Source organism: Ruegeria sp. AB10, assembly GCF_056542745.1.
On sequence record NZ_JBQGAI010000006.1, the window covers coordinates 122,481 to 140,095 of the forward strand.

General features: G+C 59.4%; 17 protein-coding genes. 8 read left to right on the plus strand and 9 right to left on the minus strand.

The genetic code is table 11. The features are described 5' to 3' along the window. The first annotated feature begins 74 nt into the window (after positions 1–74). Together rpmI and rplT are read left to right on the plus strand one after the other, a co-directional pair. Complete coding sequence (gene rpmI, locus ACR0NT_RS13495) at positions 75–275, plus strand: 50S ribosomal protein L35 (RefSeq protein ID WP_010443552.1); 201 nt, start codon at positions 75–77, stop codon at positions 273–275. Positions 276–289: 14 nt separating this feature from the next. Further along, positions 290–655 (plus strand): 50S ribosomal protein L20, encoded by a 366-nt coding sequence (gene rplT, locus ACR0NT_RS13500; RefSeq protein WP_008756009.1) that lies wholly within the window; start codon positions 290–292, stop codon positions 653–655. Positions 656–1,176: 521 nt separating this feature from the next. On the opposite strand, the gene ACR0NT_RS13505 is transcribed toward rplT, so the two are convergent. Both ACR0NT_RS13505 and ACR0NT_RS13510 read right to left on the minus strand, forming a co-directional pair. Beyond that, the gene (locus tag ACR0NT_RS13505; RefSeq protein WP_170674114.1) at positions 1,177–1,638 is read right to left on the minus strand and encodes a hypothetical protein; all 462 of its coding nucleotides are present in this window, start codon (positions 1,636–1,638) and stop codon (positions 1,177–1,179) included. A gap of 120 nt (positions 1,639–1,758) precedes the next feature. Next, a complete protein-coding gene (locus ACR0NT_RS13510; protein WP_170674112.1) occupies positions 1,759–3,150 on the minus strand; it encodes an aminotransferase class III-fold pyridoxal phosphate-dependent enzyme in 1,392 nt (463 codons plus the stop codon). A gap of 223 nt (positions 3,151–3,373) precedes the next feature. Between ACR0NT_RS13510 and ACR0NT_RS13515 the strand changes: the two genes are divergently transcribed. Next, positions 3,374–5,002 (plus strand): acyl-CoA synthetase, encoded by a 1,629-nt coding sequence (locus ACR0NT_RS13515; RefSeq protein WP_170674110.1) that lies wholly within the window; start codon positions 3,374–3,376, stop codon positions 5,000–5,002. Here ACR0NT_RS13515 and ACR0NT_RS13520 read toward each other — a convergent pair. From ACR0NT_RS13520 to hmgA, 5 genes are all read right to left on the minus strand, one after another. Then, the gene (locus ACR0NT_RS13520; RefSeq protein WP_170447896.1) at positions 4,999–5,340 is read right to left on the minus strand and encodes a DOPA 4,5-dioxygenase family protein; all 342 of its coding nucleotides are present in this window, start codon (positions 5,338–5,340) and stop codon (positions 4,999–5,001) included. The genes ACR0NT_RS13515 and ACR0NT_RS13520 overlap by 4 nt on opposite strands. Before the next feature lie 154 nt (positions 5,341–5,494). After that, positions 5,495–5,692, minus strand: a complete 198-nt coding sequence (locus ACR0NT_RS13525) for a DUF2783 domain-containing protein (RefSeq protein ID WP_170447898.1) — start codon at positions 5,690–5,692, stop codon at positions 5,495–5,497. A 5-nt stretch (positions 5,693–5,697) separates the two neighbouring features. Beyond that, a complete protein-coding gene (locus tag ACR0NT_RS13530; protein ID WP_170674108.1) occupies positions 5,698–7,308 on the minus strand; it encodes an FAD-dependent oxidoreductase in 1,611 nt (536 codons plus the stop codon). A 155-nt stretch (positions 7,309–7,463) separates the two neighbouring features. Further along, positions 7,464–8,720, minus strand: a complete 1,257-nt coding sequence (fahA, locus tag ACR0NT_RS13535; RefSeq protein WP_170674106.1) for a fumarylacetoacetase — start codon at positions 8,718–8,720, stop codon at positions 7,464–7,466. A gap of 65 nt (positions 8,721–8,785) precedes the next feature. Then, a complete protein-coding gene (gene hmgA, locus ACR0NT_RS13540) occupies positions 8,786–10,141 on the minus strand; it encodes a homogentisate 1,2-dioxygenase (protein ID WP_170674104.1) in 1,356 nt (451 codons plus the stop codon). Between the two features lie 75 nt (positions 10,142–10,216). Between hmgA and ACR0NT_RS13545 the strand changes: the two genes are divergently transcribed. The 3 genes from ACR0NT_RS13545 (at position 10,217) to ACR0NT_RS13555 (ending at position 13,036) form a co-directional block, all read left to right on the plus strand. Beyond that, positions 10,217–10,651 (plus strand): MarR family winged helix-turn-helix transcriptional regulator, encoded by a 435-nt coding sequence (locus tag ACR0NT_RS13545; protein WP_480443221.1) that lies wholly within the window; start codon positions 10,217–10,219, stop codon positions 10,649–10,651. 65 nt (positions 10,652–10,716) lie between these two features. Next, complete coding sequence (locus ACR0NT_RS13550) at positions 10,717–11,952, plus strand: adenylate/guanylate cyclase domain-containing protein (RefSeq protein ID WP_170447908.1); 1,236 nt, start codon at positions 10,717–10,719, stop codon at positions 11,950–11,952. Between the two features lie 94 nt (positions 11,953–12,046). After that, on the plus strand, positions 12,047–13,036 hold the full coding sequence (locus ACR0NT_RS13555; RefSeq protein ID WP_480443258.1) for an AEC family transporter: 990 nt from the start codon (positions 12,047–12,049) through the stop codon (positions 13,034–13,036). A gap of 1 nt (position 13,037) precedes the next feature. Here the strand turns inward: ACR0NT_RS13555 and ACR0NT_RS13560 are convergent, their stop codons facing one another. Together ACR0NT_RS13560 and ACR0NT_RS13565 are read right to left on the minus strand one after the other, a co-directional pair. Then, positions 13,038–13,856 (minus strand): DUF2189 domain-containing protein, encoded by an 819-nt coding sequence (locus ACR0NT_RS13560; RefSeq protein ID WP_170674100.1) that lies wholly within the window; start codon positions 13,854–13,856, stop codon positions 13,038–13,040. Positions 13,857–14,021: 165 nt separating this feature from the next. After that, positions 14,022–14,831, minus strand: coding sequence for a division plane positioning ATPase MipZ (locus tag ACR0NT_RS13565; protein ID WP_170447914.1), 810 nt, complete (start codon positions 14,829–14,831; stop codon positions 14,022–14,024). Positions 14,832–15,038: 207 nt separating this feature from the next. On the opposite strand from ACR0NT_RS13565, the gene ACR0NT_RS13570 reads away from it, so the two are divergent. Then, a complete protein-coding gene (locus ACR0NT_RS13570) occupies positions 15,039–15,926 on the plus strand; it encodes an AEC family transporter (protein WP_170447915.1) in 888 nt (295 codons plus the stop codon). Positions 15,927–16,006: 80 nt separating this feature from the next. Further along, positions 16,007–17,602 carry an MFS transporter gene (locus ACR0NT_RS13575; RefSeq protein WP_170674098.1) on the plus strand — a complete coding sequence of 532 codons (1,596 nt, stop codon included), beginning with the start codon at positions 16,007–16,009 and terminating at the stop codon, positions 17,600–17,602. Positions 17,603–17,615: the final 13 nt, after the last annotated feature.

Genomic DNA, 17,615 nt, shown 5'->3' on the forward strand with positions numbered 1-17,615 from the left:
CGCTTCTGATCGCGTGACCGGCCGAGATGGCATGCCGAGTCGCGTTTAGAACCGAACCCTGAAAGGAGACGGAAATGCCTAAGATGAAGACCAAGTCGAGCGCCAAGAAGCGCTTTAAGGTGACTGCGACCGGTAAGGTCCTTGCTGGCCAGGCCGGCAAACGGCACGGCATGATCAAGCGGACCAAAAAGTTCATCCGCGACGCCCGTGGCAACACCACCCTGTCCGCCCCCGACGCCAAGATCGTCAAGGGCTACATGCCCTACGACCGCTAAGAGGAGATTAAGAGATGTCCCGCGTTAAAGGTGGAACCGTAACTCACGCCCGTCACAAGAAGGTCATCAAGGCCGCCAAAGGTTACTATGGCCGCCGCAAGAGCACCTTCAAGGTTGCTCGTCAGGCCGTCGACAAGGCCAACCAGTATGCAACCCGCGACCGCAAGAACCGCAAGCGCAACTTCCGCGCGCTGTGGATCCAGCGTATCAACGCTGCTGTCCGTTCGCATGACGAGGCTCTGACATATTCCCGCTTCATCAACGGCCTGAATCTGGCCGGTATCGAAGTGGACCGCAAAGTTCTGGCCGACCTGGCCGTGCACGAACCGGAAGCGTTCGGCGCGATCGTCGCCAAAGCTCAGGCTGCTCTGGCTGCCTGATCCTCTGAAAAGAGACAGTGAATGAAGGGCCGTCCCGTTTGGGGCGGCTTTTTTGCGACCAGAAACTGATTGGTCTGCAAAGAGCCCCTAGCTGACTCGGCCAAAGGCTCTAAGATCGATGCAAATTCGATATGAGGCATAGAATCGATGTTGTTGAACTGGAAAACTATATCTGAAATCTATGAGGGTGTGATCAGCGGCAGTTGTTCGTTGGAAGATGCCGACAGATGGGGCTGTTCAGTCATGAACGCCAACGACTTAGGAACCTTAGAGTTTGAACCAGCGAAAGACAAAGCTGACCTGTGGGAAGCTGCAATGTTCCTCTTTGGCATTGATCTGCAGTACGCTCCGGGAGAGTATCTCCACTCCGTGGAGCAGGTGTCGCAGGTATACGAGCAAAGGTGGAAGTCTAGGTCCGCTTAGTCCGCATAGCGGACATTGGTTGCACCAGTTTCATCGCGCCTCCAGAAGAGTAAGCGCGTCAAAAACTGACCTTTCAAATACTGATACAACCTGTGTGTCTACTCACTTTTCTCTTTCTTCACCAACTGCGCCGCAAACGCCACTCCGGTCCCCGGACCCGCATAGGTGACCATGATCACATCATCCAGATACACCCCGTTGAAGATGCCTGCGGACACGTCGTCCCCCGAAATCCCGGCCTCAGCCAGAACAAAGCGGGTGGGGTCGTCCAGGCTGAAAGTGCCCATCGCCTCTTCGACGATCCAGTCGGTGTCGCCGATCCGGCGCCAGCGGTTGGTGGCAGTGATCAGGTTGCCATCCAGCTTGGTGATCTCCAGCTCCATCTCGGTTTTCAACAGACCTTTTGCGTGGTTCGGGTTCGACTTGGCGAAACCCACCAGATAGGTCCCGTGCCATGTGCCGACGATCTGAGGGAAACCGCTGCCCTCTTCGGCGCTGGCCGGAGCAGCGATGGAAAGCGCAAGAACCGCGACCAGGCTGCGAAGGAAATTGAATGCCATGGGGTATCTCCTGAATTGAATGGCCACAGGCTACCCGAGTTCAGGAATTTGGCAAAACGCAGCGCAGAAACAAAAAAACCGGCGCTGTGGGCGCCGGTTTCTTAGGAATAGTGCGAGGCCTTAGCCGAACACGCGACCCAGCGCGCCGTCGACCGCATCGGTGATCTGGTCGATGTCATCCGCCGTCGCGATCAGCGCGGGCGAGAAGCACAGCGTGTTGTTGCGACCCGGGACCGAGCGGTTGGTGACGCCGATGATCACGCCCTGCGCCATACAATCGGCCACGACCGCCTGTGCCAGTTTTTCGTCCACCGGCTCTTTGCTGCTGCGGTCTGCAACCAGTTCAGCGCCCAGGAACAGGCCTTTGCCGCGCACGTCGCCGATGACCTTGTGCTTTTCCATCAGTGCCTGCAGGTTGCCCATCATGCGATCCCCCATGGCCGAGCAATTGCCCAGCAGGTTCTCGTCCTCGATGATGCGCATATTCTCGATCGCGGCTGCCGGACCAGCGGTGCAACCACCAAAGGTCGAGATGTCGCGGAAGTAGTTCAGCGGATCGGCCGCGTCGTCCTTGAACATCTCAAAGACTTCCTCGGTGGTGACCATGCAGGCAATCGCTGCATAGCCCGAGGCGACGCCCTTGGCCATGGTCACGAAGTCGGGTTTGATGCCGTATTGCTGGTATCCGAACCATGTGCCGGTGCGGCCAACGCCACAGACGACCTCGTCGATATGCAGCAGGATGTCGTATTTCTTGCAGATCTCCTGCACGCGCTGCCAGTAGCCCTCGGGCGCTTCGATCACGCCGCCGCCTGCGGTCACCGGTTCAAGGCACAGCGCGCCGACGGTGTCCGGACCTTCGCGCAGGATGACCTCTTCGATCTGGTCTGCGGCCCATTCGCCGAAGTTTTCGACAGGCGCGCCGTCCAGTTCGTGCTTGCGGTATTCCATGCAATGCGGCACGCGCACGAAACCGGGCGCGAAGGGGCCGTATTGCGCGTTACGCTCATCCTGACCACCCGCGGACATGGTCGCCAGAGTCGAGCCATGATAGTCGCGGTCGCGATACAGGATCTTGGTCTTCTTGCCGCCGTATTTCTTGTGCGCGATCTGGCGCACCATCTTGAACGCCTTCTCGTTCGCCTCGCTCCCTGAGTTGGTGTAGTACACGCGGCTCATGCCCGGCATTTTCTCGATCAGCTTCTCGGCGAAGATTGCACCGGGGATCGAACCGGCGGAGTTGGCGAAATAGCACAGCTTCATCAGCTGGTCGTACACGGCCTTACAGATCGATTCGCGGCCATAGCCCACGTTGACGGTCCAGACGCCGCCCGAAACGGCATCCAGATGCTCTTTGCCGTTCTGATCCCAAACACGCATTCCCTTGCCTTCGACAATGATGCGGGGATCATTGGTTTCAAAGGGCTTGTGCTGGATCAGGTGGTGCCAGATATGGGCGCGGTCGGCCTCGACCACGCGGGAAAGATCGTTTTCGTTGAACGTGCCGTCCATGACATGTCCTTTCAGAAGTATTGGGTGCGCAAGATACGGGTACGTTGCCGCCCCGGCTTGAAATTTTCGATGGCCCAGATCACCGCGAAAGGCCATCTGTAGATAGGGCCAGATTGCACCATCCCGTATTGCCAGTCCATGGCTTCGGCGTATTTCTACGGGTTTGCCAGGCGCGGTACTTTGTGATCAAGTCCGGCGAGAACTGAACTGGGAGGGTCAGCAGATGGCAGGGGACAATATCTACGAGCGTCATTTGGACAAGAACCGCGCGAACTACACGCCTTTGTCCCCGCTGAGTTTCATCGAACGCACCGCAAAGATCTACCCCGATTACCCTTCGGTGGTTTACGGCGGACGTCGCTTTAGCTGGGCAGAGACCTATGCCCGCTGCCGCCGTCTTGCGGGGGCATTGGCGGCGCGTGGTGTGGGCAAAGGCGACACGGTTTCGATCATCGCCGCCAACATCCCCGAGATGTACGAGGCCCATTTCGGCGTGCCCATGACCGGTGGCGTGCTGAACACGATCAATACGCGGCTGGACGCGCCTATCATTGCCTTCATCCTGAACCATGCCGAAGCCAAGGTGCTGCTGGTCGACCCAGAGTTTTCGGGCGTGGTGAAAGAGGCCCTGAAACAGGTCGATCATGATCTGCTGGTCATCGACATCGAAGACCCCAGTTTTGATGGCGGTGAAAAGCTGGGCAGCCTGACCTATGACGCGCTTCTGGCCGAGGGCGATCCGGAATTCGCGTGGTCTCTGCCCGATGATGAATGGGATGCGATCACGCTGAACTATACCTCTGGCACCACGGGTAACCCGAAAGGGGTCGTATATCACCACAGAGGCGCGGCGCTGAACGCGCAGTCGGACCTGCTGGACTGGAACATGCGGAAACACTCGGTCTACCTGTGGACCTTGCCGATGTTCCATTGCAACGGCTGGTGTTTCCCGTGGGCGATGGCGGCCAATGCCGGAGTCTCGGTCTGTTTGCGGGCGGTGCGGGATGAGCCGATCTATGCCGCGTTCCGCGACGAAAAGGTTACCCATTTCTGCGGTGCGCCGATTGTTCTGAACATGCTGGCCAATGCGCCGGATCACCTGAAAGATTTCGATCATGAGATCAAGGTGATGACCGCAGGCGCCCCGCCACCCGCCGCCGTGATCGAAAAGATGGAACGCATGGGTATCGAAGTGACCCATGTGTATGGGCTGACCGAGACCTATGGCCCCTCGGTTGTGTGTGCGTGGAAAGACGCGTGGAACAACAAAGGGGCCGAGGAGCGTGCGGCGCTCAAGGTTCGGCAGGGTGTTCCCTATACGGCGTTGTCGGGGCTGATGGTGGCCGACCCGGAAACGCTGGAACCGGTGCCCGCAGATGGCGAGACGATGGGCGAGATTTTCATGCAGGGCAATGTCGTCATGAAAGGCTATCTGAAAAACGCCGAGGCCACCGACAAGGCCTTTCGTGGCGGCTGGTTCGCCTCGGGCGATCTGGGGGTGATGCACCCGGACGGCTATATCGCGCTCAAGGATCGGTCCAAGGACATCATCATCTCGGGTGGCGAGAATATCTCATCGGTTGAGGTCGAGGATATCCTCTACAAACACCCCGCCGTGATGGAGGCCGCCGTGGTCGCGCGCCCGGATGAGAAATGGGGCGAGACGCCCTGCGCCTTTGTCGAACTCAAGCCGGATGCGCAGGCGAGCGAGGCGGATATCATTGCCTATTGCCGGGACAACATGGCCCATTTCAAGGCGCCCAAGACGGTGGTTTTCGGAGCGTTGCCCAAGACCTCGACCGGCAAGATCCAGAAGTTCAAGCTGCGCGATCAGGCGCGGGCGCTGACCTAGGCGCCCAACTTGCCAAAGATCGACAGGTCAAGGCTCAGCATCTCACCCATCCACACTGCACGGTCCCGGTGATCGGCCAGATGATCACCGGTTTCCGGGTGGGTGAAGATGGTCAGGCCCTGTCGGTTCAGCATCAGCCACGGAATGACCTGATCGAACGCGTCCGGAGCGAAAGTCAGCTGGCAGCTCCAGCGCGGGTGAGGGCCGACATTTCTGGCGTGCATCCGGCCCATCCTAACTGGAAACAGGCGCGCGGCCTCATGGCAGACCTGTTGCGCAATGTCCTGCGTGTCGGCGTCGAAATAGACATGGGCGTGATAGCCGGTGATCTCGGGCATTGGGGCCTCCTGCGTTGGTGTCGCAGGATAACCGGGGCAGGCCGCCCGCTCCACCAACGCGGGCACACAGACGCTGTGCGCCAGATCAGGCCGCGGCCTCGGGGTGGGCGGCCCTGAAGGCGGGGTGTTCGACCCCGCCGTCCCGCTCATGCCGTCAGCCGTTTTTCAGCACAGCCGCGTCAAGGGCTTGTGCCAGCACATCCGCGCTTCCGATGTGGTTGGCCAACACCAGAATGAGCCGTGCGTTCAGGGCTTCGCTTTCCGATTTGTCCAGCCCGTCATGGGCGGCCAGCAGCCCGGCATAGAAATCATCGCCATTGTCGAGATTCGGGGTGAGGATCAGATCGGCCATCTTGCTTACTCCTTACCGGTGGCCCGGCGGATCGCCTGCCGGAATGCGTTTTCTTCGAAGCTGTCGCGCCGTGCGGCCACGTGCTGATCGGGGCGGATCAGATAGACCGCGCTGTCTGCGTCGCCCAGATAGCGTCGCTTTAGCTCCAGCGTCAGATCATCCTTGACCGAGAGCGCCAGCCGGGTGGCTTCGATGCCGTCTTCCTCGATCCGGTCAGGCGCGTCGGCGTCGATGGTCAGCAAGGTGAATTTACCCGCCAGTTTCGGCAACAGGAAATCGTCCCCCAAAGGCGCATCCGGGCAGGCCGCGCCCGGGCGCGTGATGTCCGGTCCGTTCAGGGCATCTGCCGAACTGAGCGACGATCCCTCATAGGTACAGGGCGTGCTCAGCCGACCGGAATTCACCAGCGGTCGCGCGAATTCAAATTGCTCGCTGAGGTCCAGAACCGCATCCCGGAACTGCCGTGACATGTCGGATTTCGGCGTGATGAAATCGGTCGAGCGCGTGGACATGCGGATATTTTCATCGGCGGCCTGAACCCGCTCGCGGTTGTAGCTGTCCAGCAGAATCTCGGGCGCTTTGCCGTCGATGACCAGTTTGAGCTTCCAGCACAGGTTATCCGCATCCTGCATTCCGGAATTTGCACCACGCGCGCCAAACGGGCTGACCTGATGCGCACTGTCCCCGGCGAACAAGACGCGGCCATAGCGGAACCGCTCCATCCGCCGACATTGGAAGGTGTAGATCGACACCCATTCCAGTTCGAATTTCACATCCTCGCCCAACATCGCCCTGAGCCGCGGAATGACGTTCTCGGGCTTTTGTTCGTTTTCCTTGTCGATGTCCCAGCCCAGTTGCAGGTCGATGCGCCAGACATTGTCGGGCTGTTTGTGCAACAATGCCGATTGCCCGCGATTAAAGGGCGGATCGAACCAGAACCAGCGTTCGGTCGGGAAATCGGCCTCCATCACCACATCGGCGATCAGGAAGTTGTCCTCGAAGACACGGCCTTCGAAATCCAGCCCCAGCATCCGGCGCGTCGGGGAATGCGCCCCGTCACAGGCGATCAGCCACTCGGCCTCGATGTTATAGGGGCCTTCGGGGGTTTCGACCTCGAGCGTGACATGGGTGTCGTGGGTGCCGATGGCCTCAACCTTGTTGCGGCCGCGGATTTCGAGGGGGGCACCTTCGGCCTGCAATTCGCGCACCCGGTCAACAAGGGCGTTTTCAAAATAATATTGCTGCAGGTTGATGAAGGCGGGATTTGCATAACCCGTGTCAGGCTGCAGGTCGAACTCATAAACCTGACGATTGTCGAAATAGACCTTGCCCGCGTTCCACAGCACCCCTTTTTCCACCATCGGACGCCCTGCGCCCAGACGGTCGGCAATATCGAGCGTGCGCTGGGAAAAGCAGATGGCGCGGCTGCCGAAACTGACCTTGTCATTGTCGTCCAGCACCACGACCTCAATCCCTTGCTGGGCCAGATCGATCGCGGTGGCCAGCCCGATCGGCCCCGCGCCGATCACGATCACCTTATGTCGGGCAGGAGAGTGTGCATCCTGATCCGGGCTGCGTTCATAGGCGTATAACGGGACTTCGAAGATCTTGTTCATGGGCTCTCCCCCGATGGTCCAGCGCAGGTTGCGCGCAAGATTTCGTTCCCCGGCCCTGTGGGGCCGAAGGCTTGAGCCAATGGTTTCACCGAAAATTCCGCCGCAAAACGATCTGGATCAAATGCGACGGAATGTCCTCGGCCGTTATATTGGTCTTACCGTGCGTACGGGTCTGAGTGAGCGGGCAGCACTGTGCCGGTGCAGTCGCCGAAGCCGATTGTGTACCCCTTGCCTTTGGCCGCGCCGGTCAGGGTCAAGGTGTCGCCATCCTCGATGAAACTGCGCGTCTCGCCGCTGTCCAGCGTCAGCGGTTCTTTTCCGCCCCAACTGAGTTCTAGCAGTGAGCCGCGTTCGGGTTTCGTCGGGCCTGAGATTGTGCCGGACCCCAGCAGATCGCCGGTATTCATCGGGCAGCCCGAAGTTGAATGGTGCGCCAGTTGCTGCGCAGCGGAATAGTACATCTCGCGGTAATTGGTGCGGGCAATGGTGGTGGCGGGTTTGCCTGCGGGTGCCATCGTGACGGACAGGTCGATGTCATAGAGCATCGGACCGCAGTCTTTCAGGTGGTCCAGCAGCTCGTGCTCGCGCGCAGGGGTCTCACAACGGAACGGCTCCAGCGCGGCCTTTGTCACGATCCAAGGGCTGATCGAGGTCGCAGTCGCCTTGGCCTGAAACGGGCCGAGCGGCTGGTATTCCCACGCCTGAAGATCGCGGGCGGACCAGTCGTTCAGCAGGACATATCCAAAGATGTTGTCATCGGCCTCCTGCACCGTGATCGGCCCGTCCGAGGGGGTGCCGACGATGGCGCCCATCTCAAGCTCGATGTCAAAGCGGCGGCTGGGCAGGAATGCGGGGCGGTCCTGATCAGGCGATTTGATCTGACCCCAAGGGCGGCGAACATCGGTGCCCGACACCACAACCGAGGATGCCCGGCCGTTATACCCGATGGGAATGTGCAGCCAGTTCGGTGGCAGCGCGTTTTCCGGCCCACGGAACATGGTGCCGACGTTTTGCGCGTGATGACGCCCGGCGTAGAAGTCGGTGTATTCGCTGACGGCGAAGGGCATGTGCAGTTTGGCTTTGCCCTGCGGAACCAGCAAGGGTTCGACCTTTTCCCTCTCTTCGGCCCCATCGGCCAGCAGAGCCGTCAGACGCGCGCGCAACGCGGCCCAGACTGCGGGGCCTTGCTCCATCAGCGGGTTCCAGAAGGGCAGGTCGAACAGCGGCTCGTCGTCCAGTTCAATCACACCTTCGGCTTCGGCTGCGGTCACGTCCAGAATCATGTTTCCGATCGCCACGCCGCAATGCGGGTCGGACCCGTCGACTGAAAAGACGCCATAAGGCAGGTTGTTCAGCGGAAACGGGTGGTCGGCGTCATTGGCCGAGGCCACCCAGGATTTCTTCAGTGACATTTTCTATCCGGACCTTTGTCTGAGGGTAAGATTCTTGGTTGCAAATTATCGGACTTGGGTGGTTTTCACTTTTTGCCCGGCGTTCCGTCGAATTTTTTCTCAAGCGAGGTCCAGCAGTCAATGTAATCGTCCTGCAAGGGGGCCTCGTTGGCGGCAAAAGATGTCAGATGCTGCGGGAAACGGGTTTCGAACATGAAGGACATGGTGTTGTCCAGCTTGTCCGGCCCAAGGTTGGCATTCGATGCCTTGTCGAATGCCTCGCGGTCCGGCCCGTGCGGCAGCATCATGTTGTGCAGGCTCATGCCGCCGGGAACGAAACCCTGTGGCTTGGCGTCGTATTGGCCGTAGATGTTGCCCATCAACTCGGACATGATGTTCTTGTGGTACCAGGGTGGGCGGAAGGTATCCTCGGCCACCATCCAGCGTTCGCGGAACAGGACAAAGTCGATATTGGCGGTGCCGGGCTGCCCCGAAGGCGCGGTCAGCACGGTAAAGATCGACGGGTCGGGGTGGTCGAACAGGATCGCGCCGACCGGGCAATAGGTGCGCAGGTCGTATTTGTAGGGCGCATAGTTGCCGTGCCACGCCACCACATCCAGCGGGCTTTGGCCGATCTTTGTGGTGTGAAACTGCCCGCACCATTTGACGGTCACGGTCGAGGGCACCTCGCGATCCTCAAACGCCGCGACAGGCGCTTTGAAGTCACGCGGGTTGGCCATGCAGTTGGCACCGATCGGGCCGCGCCCGGGCAGTTCGAACTTCTGGCCGTAGTTTTCACAGACAAAGCCGCGCGCTGGGCCTTCCAGAACTTCGACCCGATAGACCAGCCCACGCGGGATGATCGCGATTTCCTTGGGTTCCAGGTCGATGATCCCCAGTTCGGTGGCAAAGCGCAGGCGGCCTTCCTGCGGTACCACCAGCAGCTCGGAATCGGCTGAATAGAAATAGGCGTCCACCATAGACTCGGTGACCAGATAGATGTGGCTGGCCATGCCGACCTGCGTGTTCACGTCGCCTGCCGTGGTCATCGTGCGCATACCTGTCAGCCAGGTCAGCCCCTGATCCGAATGCGGCACCGCATCCCAGCGGTACTGGCCCAGGCTGATCACGTCCGGATCAACAAAAGGCGCCGATTTCCAATAGGGCAGATCGATTTTTTCATAGCGATGTGAATGCTTTACCGATGGCCGGATGCGATAGCACCACGTCCGTTCCGGTGGGTTGGCGGTGAAAGCCGTACCGCTCAGTTGCTCTCCATAGAGACCATAGTTGCAACGCTGTGGGCTGTTCATCCCCTGCGGCAGCGCGCCGGGCAGGGCCTCGGTTTCAAAGTCATTGCCAAAGCCGGGTATATAGCCCGCATGGGTGCCGACCGGGCTGCTGGCCTGCGTCATTTCATGCGGATCAGTCGGATGGTTCATCCTGCGTTCCTCCGTTTGCTGCTTGAGGGATAATAGTTGGTTTTGTAACTAACAAGCATGACTCAGGACGATTCCATGAAAAAAGATGACTTTGATTTGCAGAATTTCCTGCCCTACCTGCTGAACCGCGCGGCCGAGGAAAGCTCATTGGAGTTTCAGAAGCTCTACAAGGACCGCTACGGTATGCTGCGCAACGAATGGCGGGTGTTGTTCCATCTGGGAAATTACGGCGAAATGACCGCGAAAGAGATCGGCGACCAGGCGCGGCTCCACAAGACCAAGATCAGCCGCGCGGTGCATAGGCTGGAGGAACGCCGGTATCTGCAGCGCAGTCGCAGTGCAACGGATCGCAGGGTGGAAAACCTGGCGCTGACGGTCCTGGGCCAATCCGTTTATCACGAGCTTTGCGAAGTCGCCGGGCAGTATGACACGCGGTTGGCGGCGCAATTCAGCGCAGACGAGGTGGCCCTGTTACGCAAAATGCTGCACCGACTGGCGCATATGGTGTGAACACTGGTAATTCAGGCCTCTGGCCCCCAGATGACAACCAGAGCGGACACTGGAATAATAACAAAATGACGACCCCGAACGCCGATGCGGCGAAATCAACTGATCTTATCGAATGGATTGTGACCCGCGGCCTGGAAGGGGCCGCGAAAGAAGAGTTGCTGGACGGCTATTGCAACAAGCTGTTGGAACTGGGCGTGCCCCTGATGCGGTTTCACGCGGCACAATCCGCGTTGCACCCCGTTTATGGCGGCACCGGGTTCAGCTGGTATGAGGGGCAAGGCGGCGAGTCCGAGACCTTTGAATACACCGAAGAGCCCAGCGAACAGTGGAAGCAAAGCCCTCTCTACGCGATTCTGAACGATGAGGTAGATGAAATCCGCGAGCGTCTGGTTGATCAGAATGAAGCCAGCCGGTTTCCGTTGCTGAATGATCTGCGCGAGATCGGCGCCACCGATTATTATGCCACCGGTGTCAGCTTTGATGTTCCGACGCATAACGGGCCCAAAGACGCCAAAAAGGCGGTGGGTGGGGTTCTGATGTCCTGGACCTCGAATGCACCAGAAGGTTTTCAGGACGACGATCTGGGGCTGATCAACACCGCGCTGCCGCATCTGGGATTGGCGCTGAAATCCGCGTCCAGTGCCCGGATATCCAAAGACCTGATGCGGGTATATCTGGGCCGCGATGCGGGGCGCCGGGTGTTGTCGGGCGAAATCCGTCGCGGCTCGTTGCAGCAGATTGATGCGGTGATCTGGAACTTTGACCTTGAGGGTTTCACCAGTCTGTCCGAAGAGCTGCCGGGTAACGAAATCATCGACATGCTGAACGATTACCTGGCCGTCGCCGTGGGTGTGGTTCACGACAATCGCGGCAACATTCTGAAATTCATGGGCGACGGGCTGATGGCAATGTTCGACGTCGGCGAAATCGACGAAGACGCGCGTGCGGCACTGAAAGCCGTACCCGTGTTGCAGCAACGGATGGAGGCCCTGAATGCCCGCCGAGAGGCCGAGGGCCTGCCGGTGGCCAGCTTCACCCTTGCCCTGCACGCGGGTGAGATTCTGTATGGAAACATCGGGTCCGAGACGCGCCTGGACTTTACGGTGATCGGCCCGGCCGTGAACCAGACAGCGCGGATTGCCGGGATGCACAAGTCGTTGGGGCAGCGTATTCTGATCTCGGATGACGTTGCGCGCGCGGCGCAGCCCTGCGGTCAAAATCTGGTGTCTGTCGGGCGGTATATGCTGCGCGGGGTGTCTGATCCGAAAGAGCTGTTTACGATCTACGAGCCTCCGCACTAAGGACCCGGCTGAACCAAAGCAGCAAAGACCTGTTTTCAAACGATTTTGACGGAAAAGCCTTCTGTCGTATGATCAAGCCCTGTCGTTGGCGACAGTGGTGAGTAACAAGTTGCGTCTACAAGGAGCCGATCAGACCTTGCAGTTCGATAGTCTATTTGACTCTTTCATAGTAATGCTGGCGTTGGTAGGGGCGGCAGTGTGGTTCCGGCGCCGCAATGTCATTCAAGAGCGGGAACATGGTGTGTTTGCCCGCCTGGTCACCGATTTTGCCCTGCCGGCACTGATATTCGCCAATCTCAGCAGCGAACCGTTCCGAGCGCGAAGTTTCGAACTTGCCCTTGTGCTTTTTTCGGCCATCGCTGTGGTCATGACCGCTGCATTGTTGGCCGGGCGCTGGATGCGATTGGACCGGCCGGTGTTAGGGTCCGTGATCCTTGTGTCAGGGGTCGGCAGTACTTCGACGCTAGGCTATTCGCTGCTTCAGAACATCTATGGTGACAATACCGAAATCATGAGCCAACTCGTCGTGATGGGAGAGATTGGCGTCGTGCTGCCCCTTTTTACCGTCGGTGTCGCGATCGCCAGCTATTACGGCGAAAACAACGACCAAGCACCAACGATTGCGGACGCCCTGAAGACATTCGTGCGGTCACCGATTTTTCTGGCGTTTGTATTGGGTGTTCTGGCGTCTGCCATCGGCCTTCCGCAAAGCAGCAGAGTTGTGGAGTTGCTGAGTGACTTCCTTGGGATTGCCAGTGCGTCGCTGACATTTCTCGTGGCTTTTACAATCGGGCTGATGCTGCGCCCTGTCGGATTTCAGCAGTTCGCGGGTTTGTTCGTTCTTGTGTGTGCGTTGAAATTAATGCTCGAGCCGTTGGTCGCGGGCGGGTTTGCCTTTGTGCTGGGGTTGCCGGACTTTCAGCGTGACATACTGGTGATCGAGGCCGCGATGCCGTCCGGGGCCTTGGCCGCAGTGATCGCCGCGCGATACGGGTGCGACGCGGCAATAGCTTCAGCCTTGTTGATCGCGACTTTCGTGCTCAGCCTGTTTGCCGTGCCGCTGATTGGGTATTTGGCGCTGTAGGTTACCCCTGCGCTGGGGGCACGCCCCGCTGATACAGATGCCATGTGGCGTGGCCAAGGATCGGCAGGGTGAAGATCAGGCCCAGAAACGCCGGAACCATTGACAACAGCATGGTGACCGAGATGATCGCCGCCCAGGTCAGCATGACCACAGGGCTTTCCGAGACGACCCGAATGGACGTCAACATGGCGGACACGAAATTGGTTTCCCGGTCAAGCAGCATGGGCATGGCAATGACGGTTACCGTGAACAGGACTGCCGACAGAAACGCGCCGACGCAGGTGCCAACAGCAAGGAAAGTCCAGCCCTGCGGAGTGAGGAAAACGATACTCAGGAACCCGTCAAAATCCGAGAAGGATGCGTTCTGCAGAATGATCGCCAGCCAAAGCCGAATCTGGTAAATCCACACCCAGAAAATGAACAGGGTAACAAAGGCCATCCAGCCCATTTCGCGTTTGCGCTGATTGGCCATGACGCCGAGGATTTCAGACCAGCCGAAACTTTCACCCTTCTGCAACCGGCGGGACATCTCGTACAGCCCGGCGGCGGCGAAGGGCGCGACCAGCGGAAAACCGACAATGGCGGGAATGATCATCCAGATCTTGCCGAGCCAGACCAGACCCCAAACAAACAGGATGCCGAAAAGCGCATAGAACAGGCCGAAAAAGCCGCTCATGACGGGGCGTGCCAGAAAATCGGAAAACCCGGCCTTCAGCGACGCGGTGATATCACTCGACGTCACCGTGTTGACCTCGGGCACGGTTTGCGGCTGCGGCGTCAGATTGTCTGGTGGTGTGGACCCTTCGGTGTCGGATGTCATGGCACGCTCCTCCCAAAGCACAGTGCTTTGCTGATCCGATTGCCAACGGAACCAGCTGTGAACAGGCGCCTTTCCTCTGCAAACAAGTCTGCATCAGGCACGGCACAAGGGCAAGGTGCGGGAGCTTAGCAGCGGTGTTGCACGGGCAGGGGCGCGCAAAACCCCTTAAAAATCGATCTCGACGCCCGGGAGGTTCAGTTCTTTCATCATGTCACGCAGCTCCTGCCGCGCGGCGATGTTCGAGATGTTCAGCTGTTTGACACCGATATCCTTGAGGTCCAGCAAGGTCAGGCCCCGTGGGAACAGTTCGCGGAAAATCACACGCTCGGAAAAGCCCGAAGCGACGCGGAAGCCGATGCGCTGCGACAGCATCTCGATCGCGCGCTGCATCTTTTCCTTGTTGACCATGCGCTGGGTGCCGACGCGGTTGCGTACGACGACCCAGTCGATGGGTTTGAGCCCGGCTTGGGCGCGCAGCTGCCGCGCATTCCAGACCATTTCGGAATAGACTGACGGGCCGAGGATTTTCTCGCCCTTTGAATCGATCCGCGCCAGCAGGTCGAAATCGATGAAACTGTCGTTCAGCGGCGTGATCAGCGTATCGGCCAGAGAATGTGCCACCTGGCTGAGGCGAGTGTGTGAGCCGGGGCAGTCGATCAGGATAAAGTCGCTGTCGCTTTCCAACTCGGCGACCGCAGCGGACAGGCGGTGGTCATAGATGTTCTCACCGGGTTTCAGCTTGCTTGCGTCGATCTCGGGCAGGTCATGGTGGCGCGGGCTGGGCAGCCGTGCTTCCGCACCGTTCATGAAGTTGCCGCGGTTTTCGAAATAGCGCCCAAGGCTGCGCTGCCGCAGGTCAAGGTCCAGTGTACTGACCTTATGCCCAAGCCGCGCCAGAGCGGTGGCCACATGCATCGACACGGTCGATTTGCCTGCGCCGCCCTTCTCGTTCCCCACTACGATGATATGTGCCATGCCTGTATTCCCATGTCCCGCCGTGCTTGCCCACACGTTGTTGTGAGCCACTATATGTTGTGGAATGCGGGAAGGGAAGAACCTCAGTCGGTGATATCAGGCTCTAATTTGGAAAACCAAGGCGTGCGGGCGGGTTAGGCTGGGCGCTTGTCAAATGCGGCGCCCTGATTCACTGTCAGGCGCAGGGAATCGTGATAGGGGCAGCCGTTGGACCATCTGTTTCTGAACGTTCTGAACGTGGTCCTGCCGGTGCTGATCTGCGCCGGGATCGGCTATTGCCTGGCGTTGATCAAGGCACCCTTCGACAACAAGGTGATCGGCGGGCTTGTCTCGCGCGTGGGGTATCCAACGCTGATCATTTCGCACCTGTCCACCACCAAGATCGCCGTGGGTACGTTTCTGGATGTGATGGCCGCCGCCGCGTTGGCGATTGCCGGGTTTGGGGTTTTGGGGCTTGTTGCCCTGAAGGCGATGCGTCTGCCGGTGCGTGCATTTCTGACGCCGTTGATGCACGGGAATGTCGGCAATATCGGATTGCCAATTACCCTGTTGGCGCTGGGCAATGCGGGGATGGCCTATACGATGGGTTTCGTGGTGGTCGTGCTGATCAGCATCTTCACTGTAGGGATGTGGATACCGGCCGGGGAATTTTCACCGAAGAAACTCGCCACATCGCCGATCATCTATGCGGTGGTGATCTCGCTGATCCTGATGGCGACCGGATACAGCCTGCCGCAGCCGGTGGCAAAATCCTTTGACATTCTCGGGGGGCTGTCGATCCCGCTGATGCTGCTGACGCTGGGCCACACGCTGGCGACGTTGCAGATCCAGAGCCTGGGCCGGGCTGTGATGCTGACCGTTCTGCATCTGGTAATGGCGGTCGTGATCGCCAGCGGTCTGGTCTGTGCGTTCGGCTTTACAGGCGCCGAACGCGGTGCGGTGATCCTGTGTTGCCTGATGCCGTCTTCGGTGGCGACCTACCTGTTCATCGACCAGCACGTGCCGGAATACGGGTCGGATGTGGCGGGCTTCATTCTGGTCTCGACGCTCAGCACCATCATCGTGCTGCCATTTGCGCTGTCTTACTGGATCTGAAACGCACTCTATGCGCAGAGGTAAAAATCGCTAAACTGCTGAATAATTGCGTTAATCAGCCATAGTTTGAGGGCAATTCGATGCGTGACGAGACCTCGGAAGATGTGACCCCGCAGGCCCGCGCCCGTGTGGTGCTGGCAATGACCGCGATCTGCATGATGGTCGTGGGGTTCAATACCACCGCTGTCGCAACCATCCTGCCCAACCTCAAGGCCGAGTTCGATCTGACTCCGTCCGGGCTGCAGTGGGTGATGGCGACCTATACGGTGGCCAGTGCCACGCTTGTCACCATCGTCAGCCGGCTGGGCGATATCACAGGCAAGATGGGCGTGTTTTTCTTTGGTATGGTCGTCTTTGCCATCGGGTCGGCCTCGGTCCTGTTTGCCCAGGATGGAGCGATGCTGCTGTTTGGACGCGGTGCGCAGGGGGCAGGGGCGGCCGCGTTGTTCGGAACCTCTCTGTCGCTGCTGACCGCCGCCACGCCAGAAGAACAACGCGCCAGCGTCACCGGGGCCTGGGGCGCAATCGTTGGCCTTGCCATCGGTGTCGGGCCAATCGTCGGCGGGGCCTTCGGCCACTATGTCAGTTGGCGCGCGGTTTTTGCAGTTGACCTGCTGCTGCTGGCGTTGGCCTTTGCCATTGGACTGCATGTCAGCAAGCGGAAATATGTTCCGGACACTCGGCTTGCCGGGGCAAAATTCGATTATCCGGGGGCAGTTGCCATCCTGTTGTTCCTTGGACCGCTATCCTTTGCGCTCAGCAACGGGGAAAGTGGGGGTTGGGCCACGCCGCTTACGCTGGTGCCGCTTGCCATTGCAGCGGTGGCAACGGTTGTTCTCGTCATCGTTTCCCGCCGCGCCGCAGACCCGCTGATCGAACTGCGATATTTCCGCCACCCGCGCTATTTCATGGCCGCGGCAGGAATGTTCTTTACTGGCTTCACGCTGTTTTGCTTCTTTGTCTATTTCAACACTTTCGTGCAGTCGCCGGACGCATTCGGGTATTCGTCAATCGGTGCGGGGTTGGCGATCATGCCGCTGAGCCTCAGCATGTTTGTCATCTCGGTCACCGCGCCGCGGTTTCTGGCACCCTACAGCTTTCAATGGCCGGTTGCGATTGGACTTGGCGCGATGGCCTGCGGGTTCCTGTTGCTGATGACGACCACGAACACCACGCAATATGCCGAAATCTGGTGGAAGCTGCTGATTGTCGGCATCGGTTTGGGCGTCTGCTTTTCGCTGCTACCCCGCCTCGGCCTGCGTCTGCTGCCCGAGGAGCATGTGGGTCAGGGCTCGGGTGTGATCAACGCCTGCCTGTATTTCGGCGCCACCCTGGGGGCCGTGGTCGGAGGGCTTGCTGAATCCATCACCAAACGCCGGGGCCTGTCCGAAGTCATTGACGCGCTGCCCGCAGGATCAACCCAGCGCGAGGATCTGGCCCACGCGCTGACCCACGGTACGCCCAGCCAGATACAACAGCAGATTGCCGGGATGGACCCAACAGCCGGAACCGCCTTGGCCAAGGCGCTGCGGGATTTGCAGGATAACGCCTTTGACAGCGCCATGCTGGTCGCAGCGGTTGCGGCGCTGATCGGAATGGCCCTGGCATTGATGTTGCTGCGCGGGCCTGTGCCACCGGTGCACAGCGCGGCGGAACTAACGCGCGGCCCTCGGTAAATGCGCTTTGGTC

Coding starts and splice junctions, on each gene's coding strand:
- rpmI (WP_010443552.1), top strand. CDS start 75: ATGCCTAAGATGAAGACCAAGTCGAGCGCCAAGAAGCGCTTTAAGGTG.
- rplT (WP_008756009.1), top strand. CDS start 290: ATGTCCCGCGTTAAAGGTGGAACCGTAACTCACGCCCGTCACAAGAAG.
- ACR0NT_RS13505 (WP_170674114.1), bottom strand. CDS start 1,638: ATGGCATTCAATTTCCTTCGCAGCCTGGTCGCGGTTCTTGCGCTTTCC.
- ACR0NT_RS13510 (WP_170674112.1), bottom strand. CDS start 3,150: ATGGACGGCACGTTCAACGAAAACGATCTTTCCCGCGTGGTCGAGGCC.
- ACR0NT_RS13515 (WP_170674110.1), top strand. CDS start 3,374: ATGGCAGGGGACAATATCTACGAGCGTCATTTGGACAAGAACCGCGCG.
- ACR0NT_RS13520 (WP_170447896.1), bottom strand. CDS start 5,340: ATGCCCGAGATCACCGGCTATCACGCCCATGTCTATTTCGACGCCGAC.
- ACR0NT_RS13525 (WP_170447898.1), bottom strand. CDS start 5,692: ATGGCCGATCTGATCCTCACCCCGAATCTCGACAATGGCGATGATTTC.
- ACR0NT_RS13530 (WP_170674108.1), bottom strand. CDS start 7,308: ATGAACAAGATCTTCGAAGTCCCGTTATACGCCTATGAACGCAGCCCG.
- fahA (WP_170674106.1), bottom strand. CDS start 8,720: ATGTCACTGAAGAAATCCTGGGTGGCCTCGGCCAATGACGCCGACCAC.
- hmgA (WP_170674104.1), bottom strand. CDS start 10,141: ATGAACCATCCGACTGATCCGCATGAAATGACGCAGGCCAGCAGCCCG.
- ACR0NT_RS13545 (WP_480443221.1), top strand. CDS start 10,217: ATGAAAAAAGATGACTTTGATTTGCAGAATTTCCTGCCCTACCTGCTG.
- ACR0NT_RS13550 (WP_170447908.1), top strand. CDS start 10,717: ATGACGACCCCGAACGCCGATGCGGCGAAATCAACTGATCTTATCGAA.
- ACR0NT_RS13560 (WP_170674100.1), bottom strand. CDS start 13,856: ATGACATCCGACACCGAAGGGTCCACACCACCAGACAATCTGACGCCG.
- ACR0NT_RS13565 (WP_170447914.1), bottom strand. CDS start 14,831: ATGGCACATATCATCGTAGTGGGGAACGAGAAGGGCGGCGCAGGCAAA.
- ACR0NT_RS13575 (WP_170674098.1), top strand. CDS start 16,007: ATGCGTGACGAGACCTCGGAAGATGTGACCCCGCAGGCCCGCGCCCGT.